This is a genomic window from Janthinobacterium sp. BHSEK, from assembly GCF_056174685.1.
Genome location: NZ_JBWBYV010000058.1, coordinates 61,773 through 81,629 on the forward strand (window position 1 = coordinate 61,773; position 19,857 = coordinate 81,629).

The 19,857-nt window shown below is 62.1% G+C and carries 26 protein-coding genes; 1 reads left to right on the forward strand and 25 read right to left on the reverse strand.

Annotated elements, in window-relative coordinates:
* Nucleotides 1-61 precede the first annotated feature (61 nt).
* Complete coding sequence (locus AC0V2Y_RS19625; protein ID WP_475416694.1) at nucleotides 62-463, forward strand: hypothetical protein; 402 nt, start codon at nucleotides 62-64, stop codon at nucleotides 461-463.
* Between the two features lie 84 nt (nucleotides 464-547).
* On the opposite strand, the gene tatC is transcribed toward AC0V2Y_RS19625, so the two are convergent.
* The 25 genes from tatC to AC0V2Y_RS19750 form a co-directional block, all read right to left on the reverse strand.
* The gene (tatC, locus tag AC0V2Y_RS19630) at nucleotides 548-1,303 is read right to left on the reverse strand and encodes a twin-arginine translocase subunit TatC (RefSeq protein ID WP_035823092.1); all 756 of its coding nucleotides are present in this window, start codon (nucleotides 1,301-1,303) and stop codon (nucleotides 548-550) included.
* A complete protein-coding gene (gene tatB, locus AC0V2Y_RS19635; protein WP_475416695.1) occupies nucleotides 1,300-1,833 on the reverse strand; it encodes a Sec-independent protein translocase protein TatB in 534 nt (177 codons plus the stop codon). The genes tatC and tatB overlap by 4 nt, the downstream gene beginning before the upstream one ends.
* 48 nt (nucleotides 1,834-1,881) lie before the next feature.
* The gene (gene tatA, locus AC0V2Y_RS19640; RefSeq protein WP_046683197.1) at nucleotides 1,882-2,118 is read right to left on the reverse strand and encodes a Sec-independent protein translocase subunit TatA; all 237 of its coding nucleotides are present in this window, start codon (nucleotides 2,116-2,118) and stop codon (nucleotides 1,882-1,884) included.
* Nucleotides 2,119-2,198: 80 nt separating this feature from the next.
* The gene (locus AC0V2Y_RS19645; protein WP_475416696.1) at nucleotides 2,199-2,570 is read right to left on the reverse strand and encodes a histidine triad nucleotide-binding protein; all 372 of its coding nucleotides are present in this window, start codon (nucleotides 2,568-2,570) and stop codon (nucleotides 2,199-2,201) included.
* A gap of 15 nt (nucleotides 2,571-2,585) precedes the next feature.
* A complete protein-coding gene (locus AC0V2Y_RS19650; RefSeq protein WP_034753849.1) occupies nucleotides 2,586-2,957 on the reverse strand; it encodes a phosphoribosyl-ATP diphosphatase in 372 nt (123 codons plus the stop codon).
* Complete coding sequence (gene hisI / locus AC0V2Y_RS19655) at nucleotides 2,954-3,391, reverse strand: phosphoribosyl-AMP cyclohydrolase (RefSeq protein ID WP_070219635.1); 438 nt, start codon at nucleotides 3,389-3,391, stop codon at nucleotides 2,954-2,956. The genes AC0V2Y_RS19650 and hisI overlap by 4 nt, the downstream gene beginning before the upstream one ends.
* 34 nt (nucleotides 3,392-3,425) lie before the next feature.
* The gene (gene hisF, locus AC0V2Y_RS19660) at nucleotides 3,426-4,187 is read right to left on the reverse strand and encodes an imidazole glycerol phosphate synthase subunit HisF (RefSeq protein WP_034753845.1); all 762 of its coding nucleotides are present in this window, start codon (nucleotides 4,185-4,187) and stop codon (nucleotides 3,426-3,428) included.
* Nucleotides 4,188-4,247: 60 nt separating this feature from the next.
* Nucleotides 4,248-5,021, reverse strand: a complete 774-nt coding sequence (gene hisA / locus AC0V2Y_RS19665; protein WP_475416697.1) for a 1-(5-phosphoribosyl)-5-[(5-phosphoribosylamino)methylideneamino]imidazole-4-carboxamide isomerase — start codon at nucleotides 5,019-5,021, stop codon at nucleotides 4,248-4,250.
* Nucleotides 5,022-5,076: 55 nt separating this feature from the next.
* Entirely contained in the window at nucleotides 5,077-5,715 is a 639-nt protein-coding gene (hisH, locus tag AC0V2Y_RS19670; protein WP_475416698.1) for an imidazole glycerol phosphate synthase subunit HisH, read from the reverse strand.
* A gap of 38 nt (nucleotides 5,716-5,753) precedes the next feature.
* Entirely contained in the window at nucleotides 5,754-6,344 is a 591-nt protein-coding gene (gene hisB, locus AC0V2Y_RS19675) for an imidazoleglycerol-phosphate dehydratase HisB (protein ID WP_010402123.1), read from the reverse strand.
* A 19-nt stretch (nucleotides 6,345-6,363) separates the two neighbouring features.
* Complete coding sequence (gene hisC / locus AC0V2Y_RS19680) at nucleotides 6,364-7,458, reverse strand: histidinol-phosphate transaminase (protein WP_475416699.1); 1,095 nt, start codon at nucleotides 7,456-7,458, stop codon at nucleotides 6,364-6,366.
* A gap of 33 nt (nucleotides 7,459-7,491) precedes the next feature.
* Nucleotides 7,492-8,421, reverse strand: a complete 930-nt coding sequence (locus AC0V2Y_RS19685; protein ID WP_475416700.1) for a DNA-methyltransferase — start codon at nucleotides 8,419-8,421, stop codon at nucleotides 7,492-7,494.
* The gene (gene hisD, locus AC0V2Y_RS19690) at nucleotides 8,418-9,743 is read right to left on the reverse strand and encodes a histidinol dehydrogenase (protein ID WP_475416701.1); all 1,326 of its coding nucleotides are present in this window, start codon (nucleotides 9,741-9,743) and stop codon (nucleotides 8,418-8,420) included. The genes AC0V2Y_RS19685 and hisD overlap by 4 nt, the downstream gene beginning before the upstream one ends.
* 26 nt (nucleotides 9,744-9,769) lie before the next feature.
* Nucleotides 9,770-10,438, reverse strand: a complete 669-nt coding sequence (gene hisG, locus AC0V2Y_RS19695) for an ATP phosphoribosyltransferase (RefSeq protein WP_070219646.1) — start codon at nucleotides 10,436-10,438, stop codon at nucleotides 9,770-9,772.
* 146 nt (nucleotides 10,439-10,584) lie between these two features.
* A complete protein-coding gene (gene murA / locus AC0V2Y_RS19700) occupies nucleotides 10,585-11,835 on the reverse strand; it encodes a UDP-N-acetylglucosamine 1-carboxyvinyltransferase (protein ID WP_076569461.1) in 1,251 nt (416 codons plus the stop codon).
* Nucleotides 11,836-11,839: 4 nt separating this feature from the next.
* Nucleotides 11,840-12,076 carry a BolA family protein gene (locus AC0V2Y_RS19705; RefSeq protein WP_034753824.1) on the reverse strand — a complete coding sequence of 79 codons (237 nt, stop codon included), beginning with the start codon at nucleotides 12,074-12,076 and terminating at the stop codon, nucleotides 11,840-11,842.
* A gap of 46 nt (nucleotides 12,077-12,122) precedes the next feature.
* The gene (locus AC0V2Y_RS19710; RefSeq protein WP_076569463.1) at nucleotides 12,123-12,884 is read right to left on the reverse strand and encodes an ABC transporter permease; all 762 of its coding nucleotides are present in this window, start codon (nucleotides 12,882-12,884) and stop codon (nucleotides 12,123-12,125) included.
* Nucleotides 12,881-13,798: an ABC transporter ATP-binding protein gene (locus tag AC0V2Y_RS19715; protein WP_475416702.1), complete on the reverse strand. Its 918-nt coding sequence runs from the start codon at nucleotides 13,796-13,798 to the stop codon at nucleotides 12,881-12,883. The genes AC0V2Y_RS19710 and AC0V2Y_RS19715 overlap by 4 nt, the downstream gene beginning before the upstream one ends.
* Nucleotides 13,799-14,009: 211 nt before the next feature.
* Nucleotides 14,010-14,357, reverse strand: a complete 348-nt coding sequence (locus tag AC0V2Y_RS19720; RefSeq protein WP_475416703.1) for an STAS domain-containing protein — start codon at nucleotides 14,355-14,357, stop codon at nucleotides 14,010-14,012.
* A gap of 52 nt (nucleotides 14,358-14,409) precedes the next feature.
* Nucleotides 14,410-15,045, reverse strand: a complete 636-nt coding sequence (locus AC0V2Y_RS19725; protein WP_475416704.1) for an MlaC/ttg2D family ABC transporter substrate-binding protein — start codon at nucleotides 15,043-15,045, stop codon at nucleotides 14,410-14,412.
* A gap of 72 nt (nucleotides 15,046-15,117) precedes the next feature.
* Nucleotides 15,118-15,999 carry an MlaA family lipoprotein gene (locus AC0V2Y_RS19730; RefSeq protein WP_475416705.1) on the reverse strand — a complete coding sequence of 294 codons (882 nt, stop codon included), beginning with the start codon at nucleotides 15,997-15,999 and terminating at the stop codon, nucleotides 15,118-15,120.
* Nucleotides 15,996-16,466 carry an outer membrane lipid asymmetry maintenance protein MlaD gene (gene mlaD / locus AC0V2Y_RS19735; protein ID WP_070219660.1) on the reverse strand — a complete coding sequence of 157 codons (471 nt, stop codon included), beginning with the start codon at nucleotides 16,464-16,466 and terminating at the stop codon, nucleotides 15,996-15,998. Before mlaD ends, AC0V2Y_RS19730 begins: the two co-directional genes overlap by 4 nt.
* A 78-nt stretch (nucleotides 16,467-16,544) precedes the next feature.
* A complete protein-coding gene (gene mlaE / locus AC0V2Y_RS19740; RefSeq protein ID WP_034780952.1) occupies nucleotides 16,545-17,327 on the reverse strand; it encodes a lipid asymmetry maintenance ABC transporter permease subunit MlaE in 783 nt (260 codons plus the stop codon).
* Nucleotides 17,324-18,133: an ABC transporter ATP-binding protein gene (locus tag AC0V2Y_RS19745; RefSeq protein ID WP_152252789.1), complete on the reverse strand. Its 810-nt coding sequence runs from the start codon at nucleotides 18,131-18,133 to the stop codon at nucleotides 17,324-17,326. The genes mlaE and AC0V2Y_RS19745 overlap by 4 nt, the downstream gene beginning before the upstream one ends.
* A gap of 259 nt (nucleotides 18,134-18,392) precedes the next feature.
* Nucleotides 18,393-19,856 (reverse strand): glutamate synthase subunit beta, encoded by a 1,464-nt coding sequence (locus AC0V2Y_RS19750; RefSeq protein WP_475416706.1) that lies wholly within the window; start codon nucleotides 19,854-19,856, stop codon nucleotides 18,393-18,395.
* Nucleotide 19,857 lies beyond the last annotated feature (1 nt).

Below are 19,857 nucleotides of genomic sequence, written 5' to 3' on the forward strand. Positions count from 1 at the left end.
CCACCGCACTCCTCACTGGCAATTGCCGATTTTTCTGCTAGGGTGAGAATCAGGAGCGTCCATGCATATGCCCATCCAGTTCGACACCCTCGATTACGCCAAACGCCTCGCCTCGGCGGGCGTGCCCACGCAGCAGGCGGAAGCCCATGCGACGGCCCTGGGCGAGGTACTGGGCTCTGCCGTCGTCGTGCATGGCGAGCTGGCGGCGCTGGAGCGCAATCTGCTGGGGGAAATCAAGCTGGTGGCGCAAAACGTCGATACCAAAGTAAGCGCCCTGGAGGTGAAGATCGATGCGCTGGAGCTCAGGCTCGACACCAAAATAGATGCCCTGGAGCAAAAATTCAACGCCCGCCTGGAACGCCTGGACTTGCGCCAGGGCGCCGACATGAAACACGTCTACTGGATGATGAGCACCTTAATCCTGCTCAACCTGGGCATCCTCAGCAAGCTGATGCTGCAGTAAGCGCGCACCAACTTTCCCGCCAATGAAAAAGCCGCTGCTCCCGGGGGAGGTCAGCGGCTTTTGCCTGCGAGTATGGTAGCGCGTCTAGGATGCTTCTTCCGGCGCCTGGGTGGCCTTGACGAAGATGGGCGCCACCAGCAGGCCCAGCTCGAACAACAGGCACATCGGAATGGCCAGCGAGAACTGGCTGACGACGTCCGGCGGCGTGACGATGGCGGCAATCACGAAGGCGCCGACGATGATGTAGGGACGCACTTCCTTGAGTTTCGCGATGGAAACGAGCCCCATGCGCACGAGGATCACCACCACCACGGGCACCTCGAACGTGGCGCCGAAGGCCAGGCACATCGACATGACGAAATCGAGGTAGTTTTCGATGTCCGGCGTTACCGCGATCGACGACGGCGAAAAATCGCTGATGAAGTGGAACACGCGGCCGAACACAAAGAAATAGCAGAAGGCCACGCCGGCCATGAACAGCAGCGACGAGGAGATGACCAGCGGCGCGATCAAACGCTTTTCATGCGTGTACAGGCCGGGGGCGATAAACGCCCACATCTGGTACAGCACCCAGGGCAAGGCGACGATGAAGGCGATCACCAGCGTCACTTTCATCGGCACCAGGAACGGCGAGATGACCCCGGTGGCGATCATTTTCGAGCCGGCAGGCAGCGAGGCGATCATCGGCGCGGCGATAAAATCGTAGATATGCGAAGGGCCGGGCCAGTAAAACAGCACGGCGCAGACGACGGCGATGCCGATCGAGGCCTTGACGAGGCGGTTGCGCAGCTCGACCAGATGCGAGATAAAGGTTTCTTCCACCGGGGATTTGCTACTCATGAGTAAAAGGAGGAGGAACTGGCGCGCGGACGAAAGCGCGCCACGCGGGCGGCCGCCGACTGCACGTGCTGCTTGCCGCCATGGCGCTGCTTGTACCAGCCAGGAACGGCGGAATTGCGCACCAGTTTCTTGCGGCGGAATTCGCGCGCCTTGCGGGCCAGGTCATCGTTGGTGGCGCGCAGCATGGCTTCATGGGCATCGTGATGCCCCTCATACGAACTGGAATCACCGCGCCAGGCGTTTTCCACCTCGGCCAGGTTGCCGGAAATCGAATTTTCCACGCCATGCATGGATTTCTCCACGCTTTGCTGGACGGAATGGGCCGCATCCTGCACTTCCTTCTGCAGGTTTTTCAGCTCTTCCATTTCAATTTCGCGCGAGACTTCGGATTTCACCTGGTTCAGGTAGCGTTGCGCGCGGCCATACAGGGTGCCGGCCATGCGCGCCACTCTCGGCAACTTTTCAGGGCCGATGACTATCAACGCAACCACGCCGATGATGGCGATTTTAGAGAGACCGAGATCGATCATAAGCGGACAAGGGCTGTTACCGGACGAGGCAAGCGCCCCGCCACGCTATCAGGACTTGCTTTTCTCTTTCGTTTCGACGTCGATGGTGCTTTTGTCGGCCACTTGCGATGGCGCAGCAGGAGGGGTATTGGCTGCCGGGGCATCATCGTCGCCCTTGACGCCATCCTTGAAGCCTTTGACGGCCTTGCCGATATCACCGCCGATATTGCCCAGTTTCTTGGTGCCGAAGACCAGCATCACGATAACCAGAACGATCACCCAGTGCCAAATACTCAATGAACCCATCACATTCTCCTTGCGGGACGGTGCCCGAATAGCGTCAACCAATGCCGGTAGTATACACGCGAACCCGGCGCGCGGCGAAATCAGTGCTGGCCGCGCCAGGGACGGGGACCGCCGTACACGTGCATGTGCAAGTGATACACCTCTTGCCCGCCGTTCGGACCGCTGTTGATCATGGTCTTGAAGCCGCCGGCAGGCGTGCCATCGGCGTCATACGTGACGGCGCAGCCGAACTCGGCAGCGAGTTTCGGCGCCAGGCGCAGCAGCTTGCCCAGCGTTTCCGTATGGCTGTCGTCGCAATCGGACAGGGTCGCCACGTGGCGCTTCGGGATCAGCAGCAGATGCACGGGGGCGGCCGGGTTGATGTCCTTGAAGGCCAGCAAGTCGTCGTCCTCATACACGATGCTCGAAGGAATTTGTTTTGCAGCAATCTTGCAGAAAATACAGTTATCCACGCACGCTCCAGTAGGTCAGTGTTTGTCTGTTTCGCCGGCGTCGCGCAACTCGTCCTTGCGCGCCGCCTTTTCCTCGAGGCCGGACAGGCCTTCGCGGCGCGCCAGCTCGTCGAGCACCTGTTGCGGCGTCAGGTCGAACTGCGCCAGCATCACCAGCGAGTGGAACCACAGGTCGGCGCACTCGTACAGGACCTTCGACGGGTCGTTGTCGCGCCGCGCATCCTTGGCGGCCATCACCGTTTCCGTCGCTTCTTCGCCAATTTTTTTCAAAATGGCATCATCGCCCTTGGCGAACAGGCGCGCGACATAGGAGGTGGCGGGGTCGCCGCCGTTGGCCAGCTTGCGCGATTCGATCACGGCGGCCAGGCGCTTCAGGGTTTCACTCATTTGCTCTTGCTTTCCGCGTAAATCGTCTCAGGGTCTTTCAGGACGGGGTCGGTGATCTGCCATTCGCCCGTTTTCTCGTCGCCTTCGAACTTCTGGAAGAAGCACGAATGGCGGCCCGTATGGCAGGCGATGCCGCCGGCTTGCTCGATTTTCAGCAAGACCACGTCTTCGTCGCAATCGAGGCGGATTTCCAGCACCTTTTGCGTATGGCCCGATTCTTCGCCCTTGTGCCACAGTTTCTTGCGCGAACGGCTCCAGTACACGGCTTCGCCCAGCTCCACCGTGCGCGCCAGCGCGTCGCGGTTCATCCAGGCGAACATCAGCACGTCATTGCTGCCCGCTTCCTGCGCGATCACGGGCACCAGGCCGTGCTCGTCCCATTTGACCTTTTTCAGCCACTTGGCATTGCTTGCTACGATGGTTCCGTTCTGCATGTTCTTCTATCCCGCTGATATTGTCCGCTTGTCTTTACGCCAGGCGCATGGGGATGCCCTGCTGCGCCATGAAACGCTTGGCTTCCTGCACCGTGTGCTGGCCATAGTGGAAGATGCTGGCGGCCAGCACGGCGTCCGCACGCCCCACCTTGATGCCGTCGACCAGATCCTGCAAGCCGCCCACGCCGCCCGAGGCGATCACGGGAATGCTGACGGCGTCGGACACGCCGCGCGTCAGGCCCAGGTCGAAGCCCACCTTGGTACCGTCGCGGTCCATGCTGGTGAGCAAGATTTCTCCGGCGCCCAAGCTTTCCATTTTACGCGCCCACTCGAACGCGTCCAGGCCCGTGGCCGTGCGCCCGCCATGGGTAAACACTTCCCACTTGCCGGGCGACACCTGCTTGGCGTCGATGGCGACGACGATGCATTGCGAGCCGTGCTTTTGCGAGGCCTCGTACACCAGCTGGGGATTCGTCACGGCCGAGGTGTTGATGCTGACCTTGTCGGCGCCCGCGTTGAGCAGCCGGCGCACGTCTTCCACCACGCGCACGCCGCCGCCCACGGTCAGCGGAATGAACACTTGCGACGCCACCGCTTCGATGATGTCGAAGATCAAACCGCGGTTGTCGCTCGAGGCAGTAATGTCGAGGAAAGTGATTTCGTCGGCGCCCTGCTCGTCATAACGGCGGGCGATTTCCACGGGGTCGCCCGCGTCGCGCAATTCCGTGAAGTTGACGCCTTTGACGACGCGGCCATTGGTCACGTCGAGGCAGGGGATGATACGTTTTGCAAGCATGATGGTATCCAGATTGTCGCCAGGCCAGGACACGCGCAGGCGCGCCCCGGCCGGGCAGGCTTAAACGGCGGCGTCGGTCAGTTCGTCGGCGCGTTCCTGCGCCTGCGCCAGGTCGATCGTGCCTTCATAGATGGAACGGCCGCAGATCACGCCTTCGATGCCTTCGGCCTGGACCGCGCACAGCGCTTCCACGTCGCCGATGTTGTGCAGGCCGCCCGAAGCGATGACGGGGATCTTGACGGCTTGCGCCAGCTTGACGGTGGCCTCGATATTGATGCCGCCCATCATGCCGTCGCGGCCGATGTCCGTGTAGATGATCGATTCGACGCCGTAGGCTTCGAATTTCTTGGCCAGGTCGATCACTTCGTGGCCCGACATCTTGCTCCAGCCATCCGTTGCCACTTTGCCATCCTTGGCATCGAGGCCGACGATGATGTGGCCCGGGAAGGCGCCGCAGGCGTCGTGCAGGAAGCCGGGGCTTTTCACGGCCGCCGTGCCGATGATGATGTAGGTGATGCCGGCGTCGAGGTAGCGCTCGATGGTGTCGAGGTCGCGGATGCCGCCGCCCAGTTGCACGGGGATTTCCTCGATGTCGTTTTCCGCGGCGAAATCCTGCACGGCTTTCAGGATGGCTTTCACGGCGCCCTCGTTCTTCGGCTTGCCGGCAAAGGCGCCGTTCAGGTCGACCAAATGCAGCCGGCGCGCGCCTTGCATCAGCCAATGGCGGGCCATTTCGGCCGGGTCTTCGGAAAATACGGTGGCAAGTTCCATATCGCCTTGTTTCAGGCGTACGCAGTGACCGTCTTTCAGGTCGATGGCGGGAATGAGCAGCATGGTCAGTGTGATTTAAAAGTGAGTGAGGGGCGGAAAAAAAGCCGGAAAACCAACGTCAAGGTTGCCAGTGAACGAAGTTCTTGTACAGCTGCAAGCCAGCGGCAGCGCTTTTTTCAGGGTGAAACTGTGTCGCGAAAATATTATCACGGGCGACGGCGCAGGCGAACGGCGCGCCATAGATAGTCTCACCCACCGTGTGCGCGGCCTCTTGAGGTTGAGCAAAATAGCTGTGCACAAAGTAAAAATACGCATTGTCGGCGATACCATCCCACATGACATGGGACGCCGTTTGCCGCACTTGGTTCCAGCCCATTTGCGGCACCTTGAAGCGCGAGCCGTCTTCCTGCACCTGGCCGTCGAGCTGGAAACGCACGACTTTGCCTGGCAGCAAGCCCAAGCCGGCCGCGTCGCCCTCTTCGCTGCCGTCGAACAGCATTTGCTCGCCGATGCACACACCCAGCACGGGCTTGCTGTCGGCGGCGCGCAGCAGCGCCTCCAATACGCCCGAATCGCGCAGGCTGCGCATACAGTCGGGCATGGCGCCCTGGCCCGGCAAGACGATGCGGTCGGCGCTGTCGATGTCTTGCGCCAGGCCGGAAATGCGCACATCGGCTTCCGGCGCCACGGCACGCAGCGCCTGCGCTACCGAGCGCAGATTGCCCATGCCGTAATCCACCACCACAATTTTATTCATGTTTGATCCCGGAATCTACAATATAGCGAGCGCGGCGCTTACAGGCTGCCCTTGGTCGATGGAATGATGCCGGCCGCGCGCTCGTCGAGCTCGGCAGCCATGCGCAGCGCGCGGCCAAAGGCCTTGAACACGGTTTCGCACTGATGGTGGGCATTCGTGCCGCGCAAGTTGTCGATATGCAAGGTCACGCCCGCATGGTTGACGAAGCCGCGGAAAAATTCCAGCGTCAGGTCGACGTCGAAGCCGGCGATCATGGCGCGCGTAAACGGGATGTGGTACTCGATGCCCGGGCGGCCCGAGAAATCGAGCACCACGCGCGACAGCGCCTCGTCCAGCGGCACATACGCGTGGCCGTAGCGGCGGATGCCCTTCTTGTCGCCGATGGCCTTGGCCACGGCCATGCCCAGCGTGATGCCCACGTCTTCCACCGTGTGGTGGTTGTCGATATGCACGTCGCCCGTCGCTTCGATATCCAGGTCGATCAGGCCGTGGCGGGCGATCTGGTCCAGCATATGGTCGAGGAAGGGCACGCCGGTGTTGAGCTTTTGCTGGCCCGTGCCGTCCAGGTTGAGGGCGACGCGAACTTGCGTCTCATTGGTGTTGCGCGTGATTTCTGCGGTGCGGTTCATGGGAGGCTCTGGCGGTAGGCTAAACGAGGGATGCCTTGAAGGCATCGTAAAAAAGGGAATTTTCTTCCGGGGTGCTGACGCTGATGCGCAGGCAATTGGCCAGCGCAGCATGCATTTTACTCATATTTTTAATTAAAACCCTGCGGGCAAGCAGTTTTGCGCAAACATCGTCGGAATCCGCCACACGAATCAGAAGAAAATTTGCCTTCGAGGGAAAGACCGTCACGCCGGGCAGCTCCGCCAGGCATCGTGCCAGGTCGTCGCGCGCGCTGTTGAGCAAATCCGCCTGCGCGTTGAGCACGTCGAGGTGCTCGAGCGCGAATTCGGCCGCCGCCTGCGTCAGCACATTCACATTGTACGGCGGACGCACTTTCTCGAACTGCGCCAGCAGGGCCGGCGCGGCCGACATGTAGCCGAGGCGGATGCCGGCCAGGCCCAGTTTCGACACGGTGCGCATCACCACCAGGTTTTCATATTCGGGCAGGCGGCCCATGAAGCTGTGCTGCGCGAACGGCTCGTAGGCTTCGTCGACGACGGCGATGCCCGTGTCGCCGAGGGCGGCAAGGAGGCGTTCGATGTCGGCAGTGGCAAACAGGTTGCCCGTCGGGTTGTTCGGATAGGCGAGGAAGACCAGCGCCGGGCGGTGCGCTTCGATGGCCGCCAGCATGGCCGGCATGTCCAGGCTGAAGTCGGCCTGCAGCGGCACGCCGACGAAATCCATGCCGGCAAACTGCGCCGAGCGCGCATACATGACGAAGGCCGGCACGGGTGCCAGCAGCACGGCGCGCTGGCCCGGCTCCTGGCGGGCGCACGCCATGGCCAGGATGGAAATGAGTTCATCGGAACCGTTGCCCAGCATGACGTCGTAGCCGGCGGGCACGCCCAGATTGGCGCAGATGGCCGCCTGCAGGCTGGCGTACGATGGCGGATAGCGGTTCAGCGCCACGCCGGCCAGGCGCGCGCCCAGTTCCTCGCGCAGATGCTGCGGCAGCGGATACGGGTTTTCCATCGCATCGAGCTTGATGTAGCCACTGGCATCGGCGACCTGGTAGCCCTTGACGGCCCGCACATCGGCGCGCACGGTGTTGCTGATTAACTGATCGAGGAAAAACATGCTGCAAACACTCCTGATGAAATGAAATGGAGACTAAATGACGACGTCTTCCGGCACGCTGGCGCTGCGCGCCTTGCGGGCCGGCGCTTTTTTCACGGCGGGCGGCTTTTTCACGGCAGCCGTTTTTCTGACCGCCGCCGGCTTTTTCGCCGCCTTGGCTGGCTTGGTCGCGGCCGGTGCTGCCAGCTCCTGCGCGAGGGCCGCCAGGCGCTGTTCGATGATGGCGCAGTAGTCGGGATTGAGTTCAAAGCCGACGAAATCGCGCCCGCAGCGCTTGGCGGCCAGGGCCGTGGTGCCGCTGCCCATGAACAGGTCGAGCACCACGCCGCCCGGCGGGCACGAGGCCTTGAGCATGCGCTCGATGATTTCGAGCGGCTTTTGCGTCGGGTGGTCGGCCCGTTCCGGGTGTTCCTTGTGCAGGCGCGACACGCTCCACAGGTCTTTCGGGTTGTAGCCCACTTCCAGCCATTTCGCACCGATGAAGATCGAGCGCGAACGGGCTTTCTTGGTGGCCGCGTCGTAGGCGATGCGCACCGCGTCAAGGTCGAAGTAGTAATCCTTGCGCTTGACGAAGAAGCCGATGGTGTCGTGCACCGATGAAAAGCTGCGCACGCTGCCGCCCATGGACGGCACGCGGCGGTCCCAGATGATTTCATTCATCATCGCCATGCGCTGTTTCAGCATGACGAAGATTTCCGGCGAATAGCGCCAGGTCAGAAAGATGTACAGGCTGCCGTTGGCTTTTAGCTTGGGCAGCGCCGCATCGATCCATTCTTCCGTCCAGCGCAGGTAATCGGCCACCGACTGCTGGTCCGACGCATTGCCGTAATCCTTGCCCAGGTTGTACGGCGGATCCGTCAGGATCAGGTCCACCGAGCCATCGGGAATGCGCGCCAGCCCCGCCAGCGCGTCTTCGCAATAGACCCGGTTGACCCAGTCCGGCTGATCCGCCATCGTCGTCATGGCTGCGGCTTCAGACGCAGTTCGGCGCTGCGCGCGTGCGCCTGCAAGCCTTCGCCATACGCCAGCGTGGCGGCGACGCGGCCCAGGGTTTGCGCGCCCGCCTCGCTGACGTGAATGATGGACGAGCGTTTCTGGAAGTCGTACACGCCCAGCGGCGACGAGAAGCGCGCCGTGCGCGACGTCGGCAGCACGTGATTGGGACCGCAGCAATAGTCGCCCAGCGATTCGGACGAGAAGCGGCCCAGGAACATGGCGCCCGCGTGGCGGATCTGCTCGGCCCACTGCTGCGGGTTGTCCGCCGAGATTTCCAGGTGCTCCGCCGCGATGGCGTTGGCGATTTCGCACGCCTCTTGCATGCTGCGCACCTTGATCAGGGCGCCGCGGTCGGCCAGCGAGGTGCTGATGGTGGCCTGGCGCGGCATCGTCGGCAACAGCTTGGCGATGCTCTCCTCCACTTGCGCGATATATTCCGCGTCGGGGCACAGCAGGATCGCCTGCGCCAGTTCGTCGTGCTCGGCCTGCGAAAACAGGTCCATCGCCACCCAGTCCGGGTCCGTCGTGCCGTCGCACAGCACCAGGATTTCGGAAGGTCCCGCGATCATGTCGATGCCGACGATGCCGAACACGCGGCGCTTGGCGGCCGCCACATAGGCGTTGCCGGGGCCGACGATTTTATCCACGGCGGCAATCGTCTGCGTGCCGTAAGCCAGCGCGCCGACGGCTTGCGCGCCGCCGATGGTGATCACGCGCGTCACGCCGGCGATCGCGGCGGCGGCCAGCACCATCTGGTTTTTCACGCCATCGGGCGTCGGCACCACCATGATGATCTCACCCACGCCCGCCACGTGCGCGGGAATGGCGTTCATCAGCACGGACGACGGATACGCCGCCTTGCCGCCCGGGACGTAGATGCCGACGCGGTCCAGCGGCGTGATCTTCTGTCCCAGCACCGTGCCATCGGGCTCGGTGTAAGTAAAACCGCGCAATTCCTCGCGCTGGCGTTCGTGGAAGGCGCGGATGCGCTGGGCGGCGATCTGCAGCGCCTCGCGCTGCGCCGACGGCAGGCCGTTCAGGGCCGCCTGCAGTTCGGATTGCGAAATATCAAACGCCGCCATTTCCGCCGCGCCGCCATGCGGGATACGGTCGAAACGGTTGGTGTACTCCAGGACGGCGGCGTCGCCGCGCGTTTTCACGTCGGCCAGGATTTTTGCGACCGACGTTTCAATCGCTGCATCGGTGCCCGCCTCGAACGCCAGCAGCGTGTCGAGCGATTGTTGGAAACCTTCCTGGCTTGAATCGAGCTTGCGTATCTGTATCGGCATAATCGGCTTTCTGCTACTGAATGTGTCTAGGCTTGCGAGGCGCGTTCAAACGCCTCGATAATCGGCTGCAAGCGCTCGCGCTTGAGCTTTAATGCCGCCTGGTTGACCACCAGGCGCGACGAAATTTCCATGATGTGCTCGACCTCGACGAGGTTGTTCGCGCGCAGGGTGCTGCCCGTGCTGACCAGATCGACGATGGCGTCGGACAGGCCGACCAACGGTGCCAGCTCCATCGAGCCATACAGCTTGATCAGGTCGACGTGCACGCCCTTGGCGGCGAAATGCTCGCGCGCCGTGTGCACGAACTTGGTGGCCACGCGCAAACGCGCGCCCTGGTGCACGGCCTTTTCATAGTCGAAACCGGCCTGCACCGCCACCGACATGCGGCAGGAGGCGATATTCAGGTCGATCGGCTGGTACAGGCCTTCGCCGCCGTGTTCCAGCAAGACATCCTTGCCCGCCACGCCGAAATCGGCCGCGCCGTACTGCACGTAGGTCGGCACGTCGCTGGCGCGCACGATGATGACGCGCACGTTCGGATCGTTGGTGGCCAAAATCAGCTTGCGCGAAGTCTCCGGATTTTCCAGCACCTTGATGCCGGCCGCTTCCAGCAGCGGCATGGTGTCCTCAAAAATGCGGCCCTTCGAGAGCGCCAGGATCAGCTGGGAGCTGTCGCCGTTGTTCGATCCGTTCATGCTCGTTCCTTACTCATTTATGATTTACAACACCTGACAAAACCGTAGCGAGCGAAAGTGATTTGTGGTCGAGAAGCGCAACTGTACGAAGGTACAGTGAGCATCGCAGGCCGCAAAGCACGACGCGCAGTAGGTTTTGACAGGCGTTACTTGATGCGTACGATGTTGGCGCCAACTGCCGACAATTTCACTTCCATGCGGTCGTAGCCGCGGTCGAGGTGATAGATGCGGTCGATCAGCGTTTCGCCGTCGGCCGCCAGGGCGGCGATCACCAGCGACGCCGAGGCGCGCAGGTCGGTCGCCATCACGGGCGCGCCGCGCAGCTGCTTGACGCCGGCGATGATGGCCGTGTTGCCCTCGATGGTGATGTCGGCGCCCAGGCGGTTCATTTCCTGCACGTGCATGAAGCGGTTCTCGAAGATCGTCTCGGTGACGCGGCTGGCGCCGTTGGCGATCGTGTTGACGGCCATGAACTGCGCCTGCATGTCGGTCGGGAAGCCCGGATATTCCGTGGTGCGGAAGCTGACGGGATTCGGACGGGCCGACATCTCGGCGCGGATCCAGTCGGCGCCGAAGGTCATCGTCAGGCCCATGGCGCGCAGCTTGTCGAGCGCCGCGTCGAGGATGTCCGTGCGCACGTTGCGCAGGGTGATGTCGCCGCCGGTGGCCGCCACGGCGCACAGGAAGGTACCCGTTTCGATGCGGTCGGCGATCACCGCGTGCGAGGCGCCGTGCAAGGCGTCCACGCCCTGGATCACCAGGCGGCTGGTGCCGATGCCGTCGATCTTCGCGCCCATGGCCACCAGCAGGTGCGCCAGGTCGGTCACTTCCGGTTCGCAGGCGGCGTTTTCCAGGATGGTCTCGCCTTCGGCCAGGGTCGCGGCCATCAGCAGGTTTTCGGTGCCGGTGACGGTGATCATGTCGGTGACGATGCGCGCGCCTTTCAGCTTGGCGCACTTGGCGTAGATGTAGCCCGCTTCGATGCGGATCTCGGCGCCCAGCGCTTCCAGGCCCTTGATGTGCTGGTCGACGGGGCGCGAACCGATGGCGCAGCCGCCCGGCAGCGAGACCTTGGCTTCGCCGAAGCGTGCCAGCATGGGGCCCAGCACGAGGATCGAGGCGCGCATGGTTTTCACCAGTTCATACGGCGCTTCCAGGGTGGTGATGGCGCTGCCGTTGAGGACCACGCGGTCGCCGTCCTGCTGCACTTTCAGGCCCGTCTGGCCCAGCAATTTGAGCATGGTGGCCACGTCGTGCAAATGCGGCACGTTCGTCAGGTCCAGGTCGCCCGCGGTCAAGAGACCCGCGCACAGGATGGGCAGGGCGGCGTTTTTCGCGCCGGAGATGGCGATGTCGCCGTTCAGGCGGTTGCCGCCGTTGATGAGGAGCTTGTCCATGTGCTTATCCTTGGAATTCTTCAGGTGTCAGGGTTTTCATCGACAGCGCGTGGATTTCCTCGCGCATGCGGTCGCCCAGGGCCGCGTAGACGATCTGGTGGCGCTGGATCAGGCGCTTGCCGGCAAACGCGGGCGAAACGATCACGGCCTGGAAGTGCTGGCCATCGCCCTCCACTTCGAGGTGCGTGCATTCGAGGCCGGCCGACAGGTAGCCGTGGATCAGTTCTGGAGTGGTGGTCACGATAAGTCCTTGATATTGAATAATGTAGTGATGTGATGTGCCGCAATCAATGGCGCAAACGATAGCCGCTTTTCAGCAGGCGGATCGATGCCAGCGCCAGGATCACGAGGAAGCCGGCGACGATGGAAAGACTGAGCCAGGGGCTGACGTCGGACGTGCCGAAGAAGCCGTAGCGGAAGCCGTCGATCATGTAGAAGAAGGGGTTCAGGTGCGATACCGTCTGCCAGAAGGCGGGCAGCGAGTGGATCGAATAGAACACGCCCGACAAAAAGGTGGCCGGCATGATCAGGAAGTTCTGGAAGGCGGCCAGCTGGTCGAATTTCTCGGCCCAGATGCCGGCGATCAGGCCCATGGTGCCCAGCATGGCGGCACCGAGGAAAGCGAAGATGACGATCCACAGCGGCGCGACAAACGACAGGTCGGCGAACCAGCAGGTGATGGCAAACACGCCAAAGCCCACGGCCAGGCCGCGCGCGACGGAAGCGAGGACATACGCCGAGAAGATTTCCCAGTGCGACAGGGGCGTGAGCAGCACGAACACCAGGTTGCCCGTGATCTTGGACTGGATCAGCGAGGACGAGGAATTGGCAAACGCGTTTTGCAGCACGCTCATCATCACCAGGCCGGGAATCAGGAAGGCCGTGTAGCTGACGCCGGGGCTCGGCTCGACGCGGCCGTCGAGCACATGGCCGAACACCAGCAAATACAGCATCGACGTGAGCACGGGCGCGGCCACGGTTTGCGTCGCCACCTTCCAGAAGCGCAGCGTCTCTTTGTAGACGAGGGTGCGAAATCCTGTCGAAATCATACGGTACCTTTATCCATGATCTGCAAGAAGATATCTTCCAGGTCGGCTTGTTGCAATTGCATTTCATCGATTTCGACGCCCGCTTCGCGCAGGCGGGCGAGGATCTTCTCGACTTCGCTGTATTCATTGACGCGCAGGCTGAACTTGTTCGGCGCCTGCTGTTCTTCCGGGTGCAGCACCAGGTGCTGCAGGTCGGCCGGCAGGCTGCCGTGTTTCAGGTGCACCTGCAGCTGCGAGCCGGCGATGCGGCGGATCAGGGCCGACATGGTGTCGAGCGCCACCACCTTGCCGGTCTTCAGCATGGCCACGCGCTGGCACATGGCTTGCGCCTCTTCCAGATAGTGGGTGGTCAGCACGACCGTGTGGCCGCCTTCGCGGTTCAGGCGCGAGATGAACTTCCACAGGGTCTGGCGCAGTTCCACGTCGACGCCGGCCGTCGGCTCATCGAGCACGATGACGGGCGGCTTGTGCACCAGCGCCTGCGCCACGAGCACGCGGCGCTTCATGCCGCCGGACAGGGCGCGCATATTCGTGTCGGCCTTGCCGGTCAGGTCGAGGTTTTCCATGACCTCGTCGATCCACTTGTCGTTGTTCGGCAGGCCGAAATAGCCGGACTGCAGGCGCAGGGTTTCGCGCACGGTGAAGAACGGGTCGAACACGAGTTCCTGCGGCACCACCCCCAGGTTGCGGCGCGCGTTGCGGAAGTCCGTGACCACGTCGTGGCCGTGGATCTTGACGGTGCCCGCGTCGGGGCGTATCAGGCCGGCGATGATGGAAATGAGGGTGGTCTTGCCGGCGCCATTCGGGCCGAGCAGGCCAAAGAACTCGCCTTCTTCGATGGCCAGCGACACGCCGCCCAGCGCCTTGAGCGATTTATAGCTCTTTTCTACATTCGTTATTTGAATTGCGGTCATGTGCTTGTTTCAAGTGTAATGCGTCTGGTGTGATGCGCCAGTTGCCGGAGACATCCAGGCCGGCAGGCCGGTGCAGGGCGCCACCTTCAGGCGAGGACGGCGCAACAGTCAATTATAGTTGGAAAATTCGTGGAACACTTGGAGATCAATCCGGCGGCGCTGCTGGTCTGCCGGCTTGAAAGCTACTGCTGATGCGGGGAGTGGGACAGGATCAATGATGATGCAGGTCGGACGGGCTGCGTTCGGCGTGGCCGCCGGCGCTGGCGCAGTCGTCGGCCGTCAAGGTGCTCGAGACGAGCGAGCAGACGCCATACAGCTTGGTGAGGTTCTTCAGGTTGTTCGGCAGGTTTTTCAGCTCCAGCACGGCGCCCGCCTCCTGCGCGGCGCGCTGCCACGTCAGCATGACGGACACGGCGGCCGAATCGACGGCCTTGACGTTGCGCAGGTCGAACTTCGTCTGACCCGAGCGGATGGCGTCCAGACCCTGCTCCAATGCCGAAGTGGCATTGTGCACGGTCAGGGAAGTCAGGGACTGCAAGGTGTCGAGAGAATCGGGCATGGCGTCGGGCTGCGCTGGTCTGGAGCTGGGTCAGGAGCTATATGATAGCCGATTATTTGGCTTTGGCAGCGGGACGGCTGGCCAGGGCCTTGTTTTTTGCCTGCAAGGTCTTGATCAGACCATCGATGCCGCCCTTGCTGATCTCGCTGGCAAAGCTGCTTTTGTAGGTTTCCACCAGCCACGCGCCCAGCACGTTGATGTCATAGATCTTCCAGCCGGACGGGGTTTTCGCCACGCGGTAGTTCAGGGGCACGGGTTCGCCGCGCGCCACGTTGACCTGCGAACGCACTTCCACTTCCGTGTCGCTAGGGTCGGCGCGCAGCGGCTTGAATTCCACGGTTTCGTTCTTGATCTGCGACAGGGCGCCCGAGTACGTGTAGATCAGCAGCGTGCGGAATTCCGCGGCCAGCTGCTTTTGCTGGTCGGGCGTGGCGTCGCGCCAGTGACGGCCCGCTGCCAGCGAGGTCATACGCTGGAAATCCACGTACGGCAAGATCTTGCTTTCCACCAATTCGGTGACGCGCTTGATATCGCCTGCCTGGATGGCCTTGTCGTTCTTGGCCGTGTCGATCACGTCCTGGCTGATGCGCTTGACCAGGACATCCGGCGCTTCGACGGCAGGAGCGGCCTGGGCGGCGGTGGCAAAGGCGATGGTGACCATCGCCAGCAGTTGTTTCATCAATTTCATGGTTCTACCTTTCATGGTGTTGCTATGCACCGGCTGGCGTTGATCGCAGCCGTGGTGTTTCTGTACCGGAGTTTACTCCTGGGGCCTGGCCTCGGAAGCAACGGTATTGCTACCAGATGTTACGAGGTCCGCCGGCGCCACCGCGGCGGCGGCCGTGGCCGCAGGCGCGTCATTGGCAGGCTGCGGTTTTGCCTCGTACTCCGGCTCGTATTCGCTGCTGTCGTTTTTTGGCACTTTGCGGTCGCGGCGGTCCGTATCGCCATCGAAGACCTTGCTTTCGCGCGCCTGCAGGAAACCGTCGCGGATGAATTCATAACGGTCCAGCGCGGCCGCTTCCATCAGGTTCGTCGCGTCGAGCAGCGCGGCGCGCTTGTCGACCACGCGCGTCACCGTGCCGATATTGCGCACCGAGGCAGGATCCTTGTAGCGCCAGGGGTCACCCGTGATATCGAGCGGCAGGGCCACCGTGTCGCGCACGGTCGACGGCCCCAGCAGCGGCAGCATCACGTACGGTCCCGACTGGACGCCATACCAGCCCAGGGTCTGGCCAAAGTCTTCGTTATGCTTGGGAATACCGGCCTGCGAGGCGATGTCGATCAGGCCGAGGATGCCGAAGGTCGAGTTCATGCTGACGCGCACGACGTCTTGCAAGCCCGCTTCACCCTTGCCTTGCAGCAAATTGTTCACGGCGCTCCACACATCGGACAAGTTGCCGAAGAAGTTGCCCACGCCCGTTTGCACGAACGACGGCGTGACCGTCTTGTAGGCCGTGGCGACGGGCTTCAGCGCCACCTGGTCGACGGTATCGTTGAACTTGAACATCGCGCGGTTATACCCTTCCAACGGGTCGCGCGGATTGGTGCCAGTGGCGCAGGCGCTCACGCTGGCGGCGATGGCCAGGGCCAGGCCGATACGCGCCAGGCTGCCTTGGGATTGCTTGGTCGACTCGCTCATTTGCTGTCCTTTCCTTCCGCTGCCTTGCTGTAGATGAACTGATTGATCAGGTCTTCCAGCACTGTGGCCGATTGAGTACGGGCGATCTTGTCGCCCTCTGCCAGGTTCGCCAAATCGCCGCCTGCTTCCAGGCCGATATATTGCTCACCCAGCAAACCGGCCGTCAAAATCTTGGCCGAGCTGTCTTTCGGAAATTTGTAGCCATCTTCGATGTCGAGTTTCACCAGCGCCTGGTACGTCTTGTCGTCAAAGCGGATCTCCGCCACGCGCCCCACCACCACGCCGGCGCCCTTGACGGGCGCCTGCGGCTTGAGGCCGCCAATATTGTCGAACTTGGCCGTAATGGTATACGTCTTGCTGAAAGACAGCGAGCTCATATTGCCGGCCTTGAGCGCCAGAAACATCAACGCCGCCACACCCAGCAAGACGAACAAGCCGACCCAGACATCCAAAGATTTACGTTGCATAAACAATCCTAAATAATTTTACTTGCTGCCGCCTGCGCAACATCTTGCCCAGGCCCGCTGTTTGTCGCTGATCGGCAATTACTTGCTAAACATCAACGCCGTCATCATGAAATCGAGCCACCACACCATCAACGACGAAATCACCACCGTGCGCGTGGTCGCGCCGGAGACGTCTTCCGGCGTCGGCTGCGCCTGGTAACCCTGGAACAGCGCGATGAAGGTCACCGCGATGCCGAACACCAGGCTCTTGATGGTGCCGTTACCCACTTCTTTCCAGACATCCACGCCGCCTTGCATCTGCGACCAGAACGAGCCTTCATCGACGCCGATCAGCACCACGCCGACCAGGTAGCTGCCGATGATGCCGACGGCCGTGAAGATGGCGCCCAGGATCGGCATGGCGATCACGCCGGCCCAGAAACGGGGCGCCAGCACGCGCTGGATCGGGTTCACGGCCATCATTTCCATGGCCGACAATTGCTCGCCCGCCTTCATCAGGCCGATTTCCGCCGTCAGCGAGGTGCCGGCGCGGCCCGCGAACAGCAGCGCCGTGACGACGGGGCCCAGTTCGCGCGTCAGCGACAGCGCCACCAGCAAGCCCAGCGACTGCTCGGCGCCATACGTGGTCAGGGTGTAATAGCCTTGCAAACCCAGCACCATGCCGACAAACAGGCCGGAGACGGCGGTAATCACCAGCGAGCGGTTACCGATAAAAAACAGTTGCTCGATCACCAGGCGCGGACGGCGCCACAGGCCGCCCGACGAGGCGATGATGATAAAGAACGACCGCACGGCAAAGCCGAGGTCTTGTACCGAATTGCGCAACCATGCTCCGATCGCCGCCAGGAAACGCGCGATCATCGGCCCGCCCCCGCGTGCAAGCCCAGGTCGTCGGCCAGCGACTTGCCCGGATAGTGGAACGGTACGGGGCCATCGGCCTCGGCATTGACGAACTGCTTGACGTACGGATGCGTCGACACGGCCATCTCGGCCGGCGTGCCGTGCGCCACGATCTTGCCTGATGACAGAAAATAGACATAATCAGCGATGGCGAAACACTCCTTCACATCGTGCGATACCAGGATAGACGTGGAGCCCAGCGCATCGTTCAGATTGCGGATCAAATTGGCCGTCACGCCCATGGAAATCGGATCCAGGCCGGCGAACGGCTCGTCGTACATGATCAGTTCGGGGTCGAGCGCGATGGCGCGCGCCAGCGCGACGCGGCGGCCCATGCCGCCCGAAATCTCGGCCGGCTTCAATTGCGCCGCATTGCGCAAGCCCACGGCGTGCAGCTTCATCAGCACCAGGGTGCGGATCAGCTCTTCATTCAAGTCCGTGTGTTCGCGCAGGGGGAACGCCACGTTCTCGAACGCCGTCAAATCCGTAAACAGGGCGCCGTGCTGGAACAGCATGCCCATCTTGCGGCGCAGCTGATACAGCTCGTCGGTCCCCAGCGTATGCACGATCTGGCCGTCCACGTTCACGGAACCGGAGCCGGGGCGCAACTGCCCGCCGATCAGGCGCAGTACGGTCGTCTTGCCACTGCCGGAGCCACCCATGACGGCCACAACTTTTCCACGTGGGAAATCCATTTGAAGGCCCGATAAAATCGAACGTTCTCCATAGGCAAAGTGTAAATCACGGATCTCAACAAGATTTGGCACGACGAAGCTCACTATTTTAATGGCGTATTGTAGTGCAGAAACGCCAACCTCTGCTGAGACACCCCTTGGGACAGCCCCGTGAAGGGGAAGAATACAACACTAATGAATCGAAAGTCAGATATTGTAGTGGAAATTTGACCTGCGCATCGCGCCCCCATCCGATGGCGCTCACAGCTGTCGACTTGACAAGTAAAAATAAGAAAGGCCACGCCGCAATCCGCGCCGTGGCCCTGTCAAAAAACGAACAATTGCTCGTTAATTAGCGCGGCAGCAGGGATGCCCCCATCAGGAACTCATCGACGGCGCGTGCGCACTGGCGCCCTTCGCGAATGGCCCACACCACCAGCGACTGGCCGCGGCGCATGTCGCCGGCCGCAAACACCTTGGCCACCGAGGTCTGGTAGCAGCCGGCGCCATCCGTGGTCGCCTTGACGTTGCCGCGCGCATCCGTATCGACGCCGAACGCTTGCAGCACCTGTTGAACAGGAGAAACAAAGCCCATGGCCAGGAAGACCAGGTCCGCCTTCATCTCGAATTCCGAGTTCGGCACTTCGCTCATCTTGCCGTCTTTCCATTCCACGCGGCAGGCGATCAGCTTTTCCACCTTGCCGCCCTTGCCCTCGAAACGCTTGGTGGCCACGGCCCAGTCGCGCTCGCAGCCTTCCTCGTGCGAGGACGAGGTGCGCAGCTTGGTCGGCCAGTACGGCCAGACCAGCGGCTTGTTTTCCTGTTCCGGCGGCTGCGGCATCAGTTCGAACTGGGCCACCGAGGCGGCGCCATGGCGGTTCGAGGTGCCGACGCAGTCGGAACCCGTGTCGCCGCCGCCGATCACCACCACGTGCTTGCCCGTGGCCTTGATCTGGTCCTTGAGCTTGTCGCCCGCGTTGACCTTGTTTTGCAGCGGCAGGAAATCCATGGCGAAATGCACGCCTTTCAAGTCGCGGCCCGGCACGGGCAAGTCGCGCGGCTGCTCGGCGCCGCCGGCCATGATGACGGCGTCGAATTCTTTTTCCAGGTCTTCCGGGAAAATGGTTTCCTTGGCCCAGTTGTTGACGTTGGCAGGGAAATCCTTGCCGACCAGCACGCTGGTGCGGAACACCACGCCTTCGGCTTCCATCTGTTTTACGCGCAGATCAATGTGCGACTTTTCCATCTTGAAGTCGGGGATGCCGTAGCGCAACAAACCACCGACCCGGTCGCTCTTTTCAAACACGGTGACGGCATGGCCGGCGCGCGCCAGCTGCTGCGCCGCTGCCAGGCCGGCAGGACCGGAACCGACGATGGCCACTTTCTTGCCGGTGCTAAAACCCGCCGGCTGCGGCGTGACCCAGCCGTGCTCCCAGCCCATGTCGATGATTTTATGTTCGATCGACTTGATGCCGACCGGATCTTCGTGGATGCCCAGGGTGCAGGCCGATTCGCACGGCGCCGGGCAGATGCGGCCCGTAAATTCCGGGAAGTTATTCGTCGAATGCAAGATGTCGAGCGCTTCGCGGTAGGCGCCGCGGTACACCAGGTCATTCCAGTCGGGAATGATGTTATTCACGGGGCAACCCGTGGTGCAGAAGGGAATGCCGCAATCCATGCAGCGCGCGCCCTGCACGGTCGCTTGCGCGTCCGACAGGTGCAAGACGAATTCCTTGTAGTTCTTCAGGCGCGCGGCGGGCTCCAGATAGTGTTCGTCCTGGCGCTTGAATTCCATGAAGCCGGTAATTTTACCCACG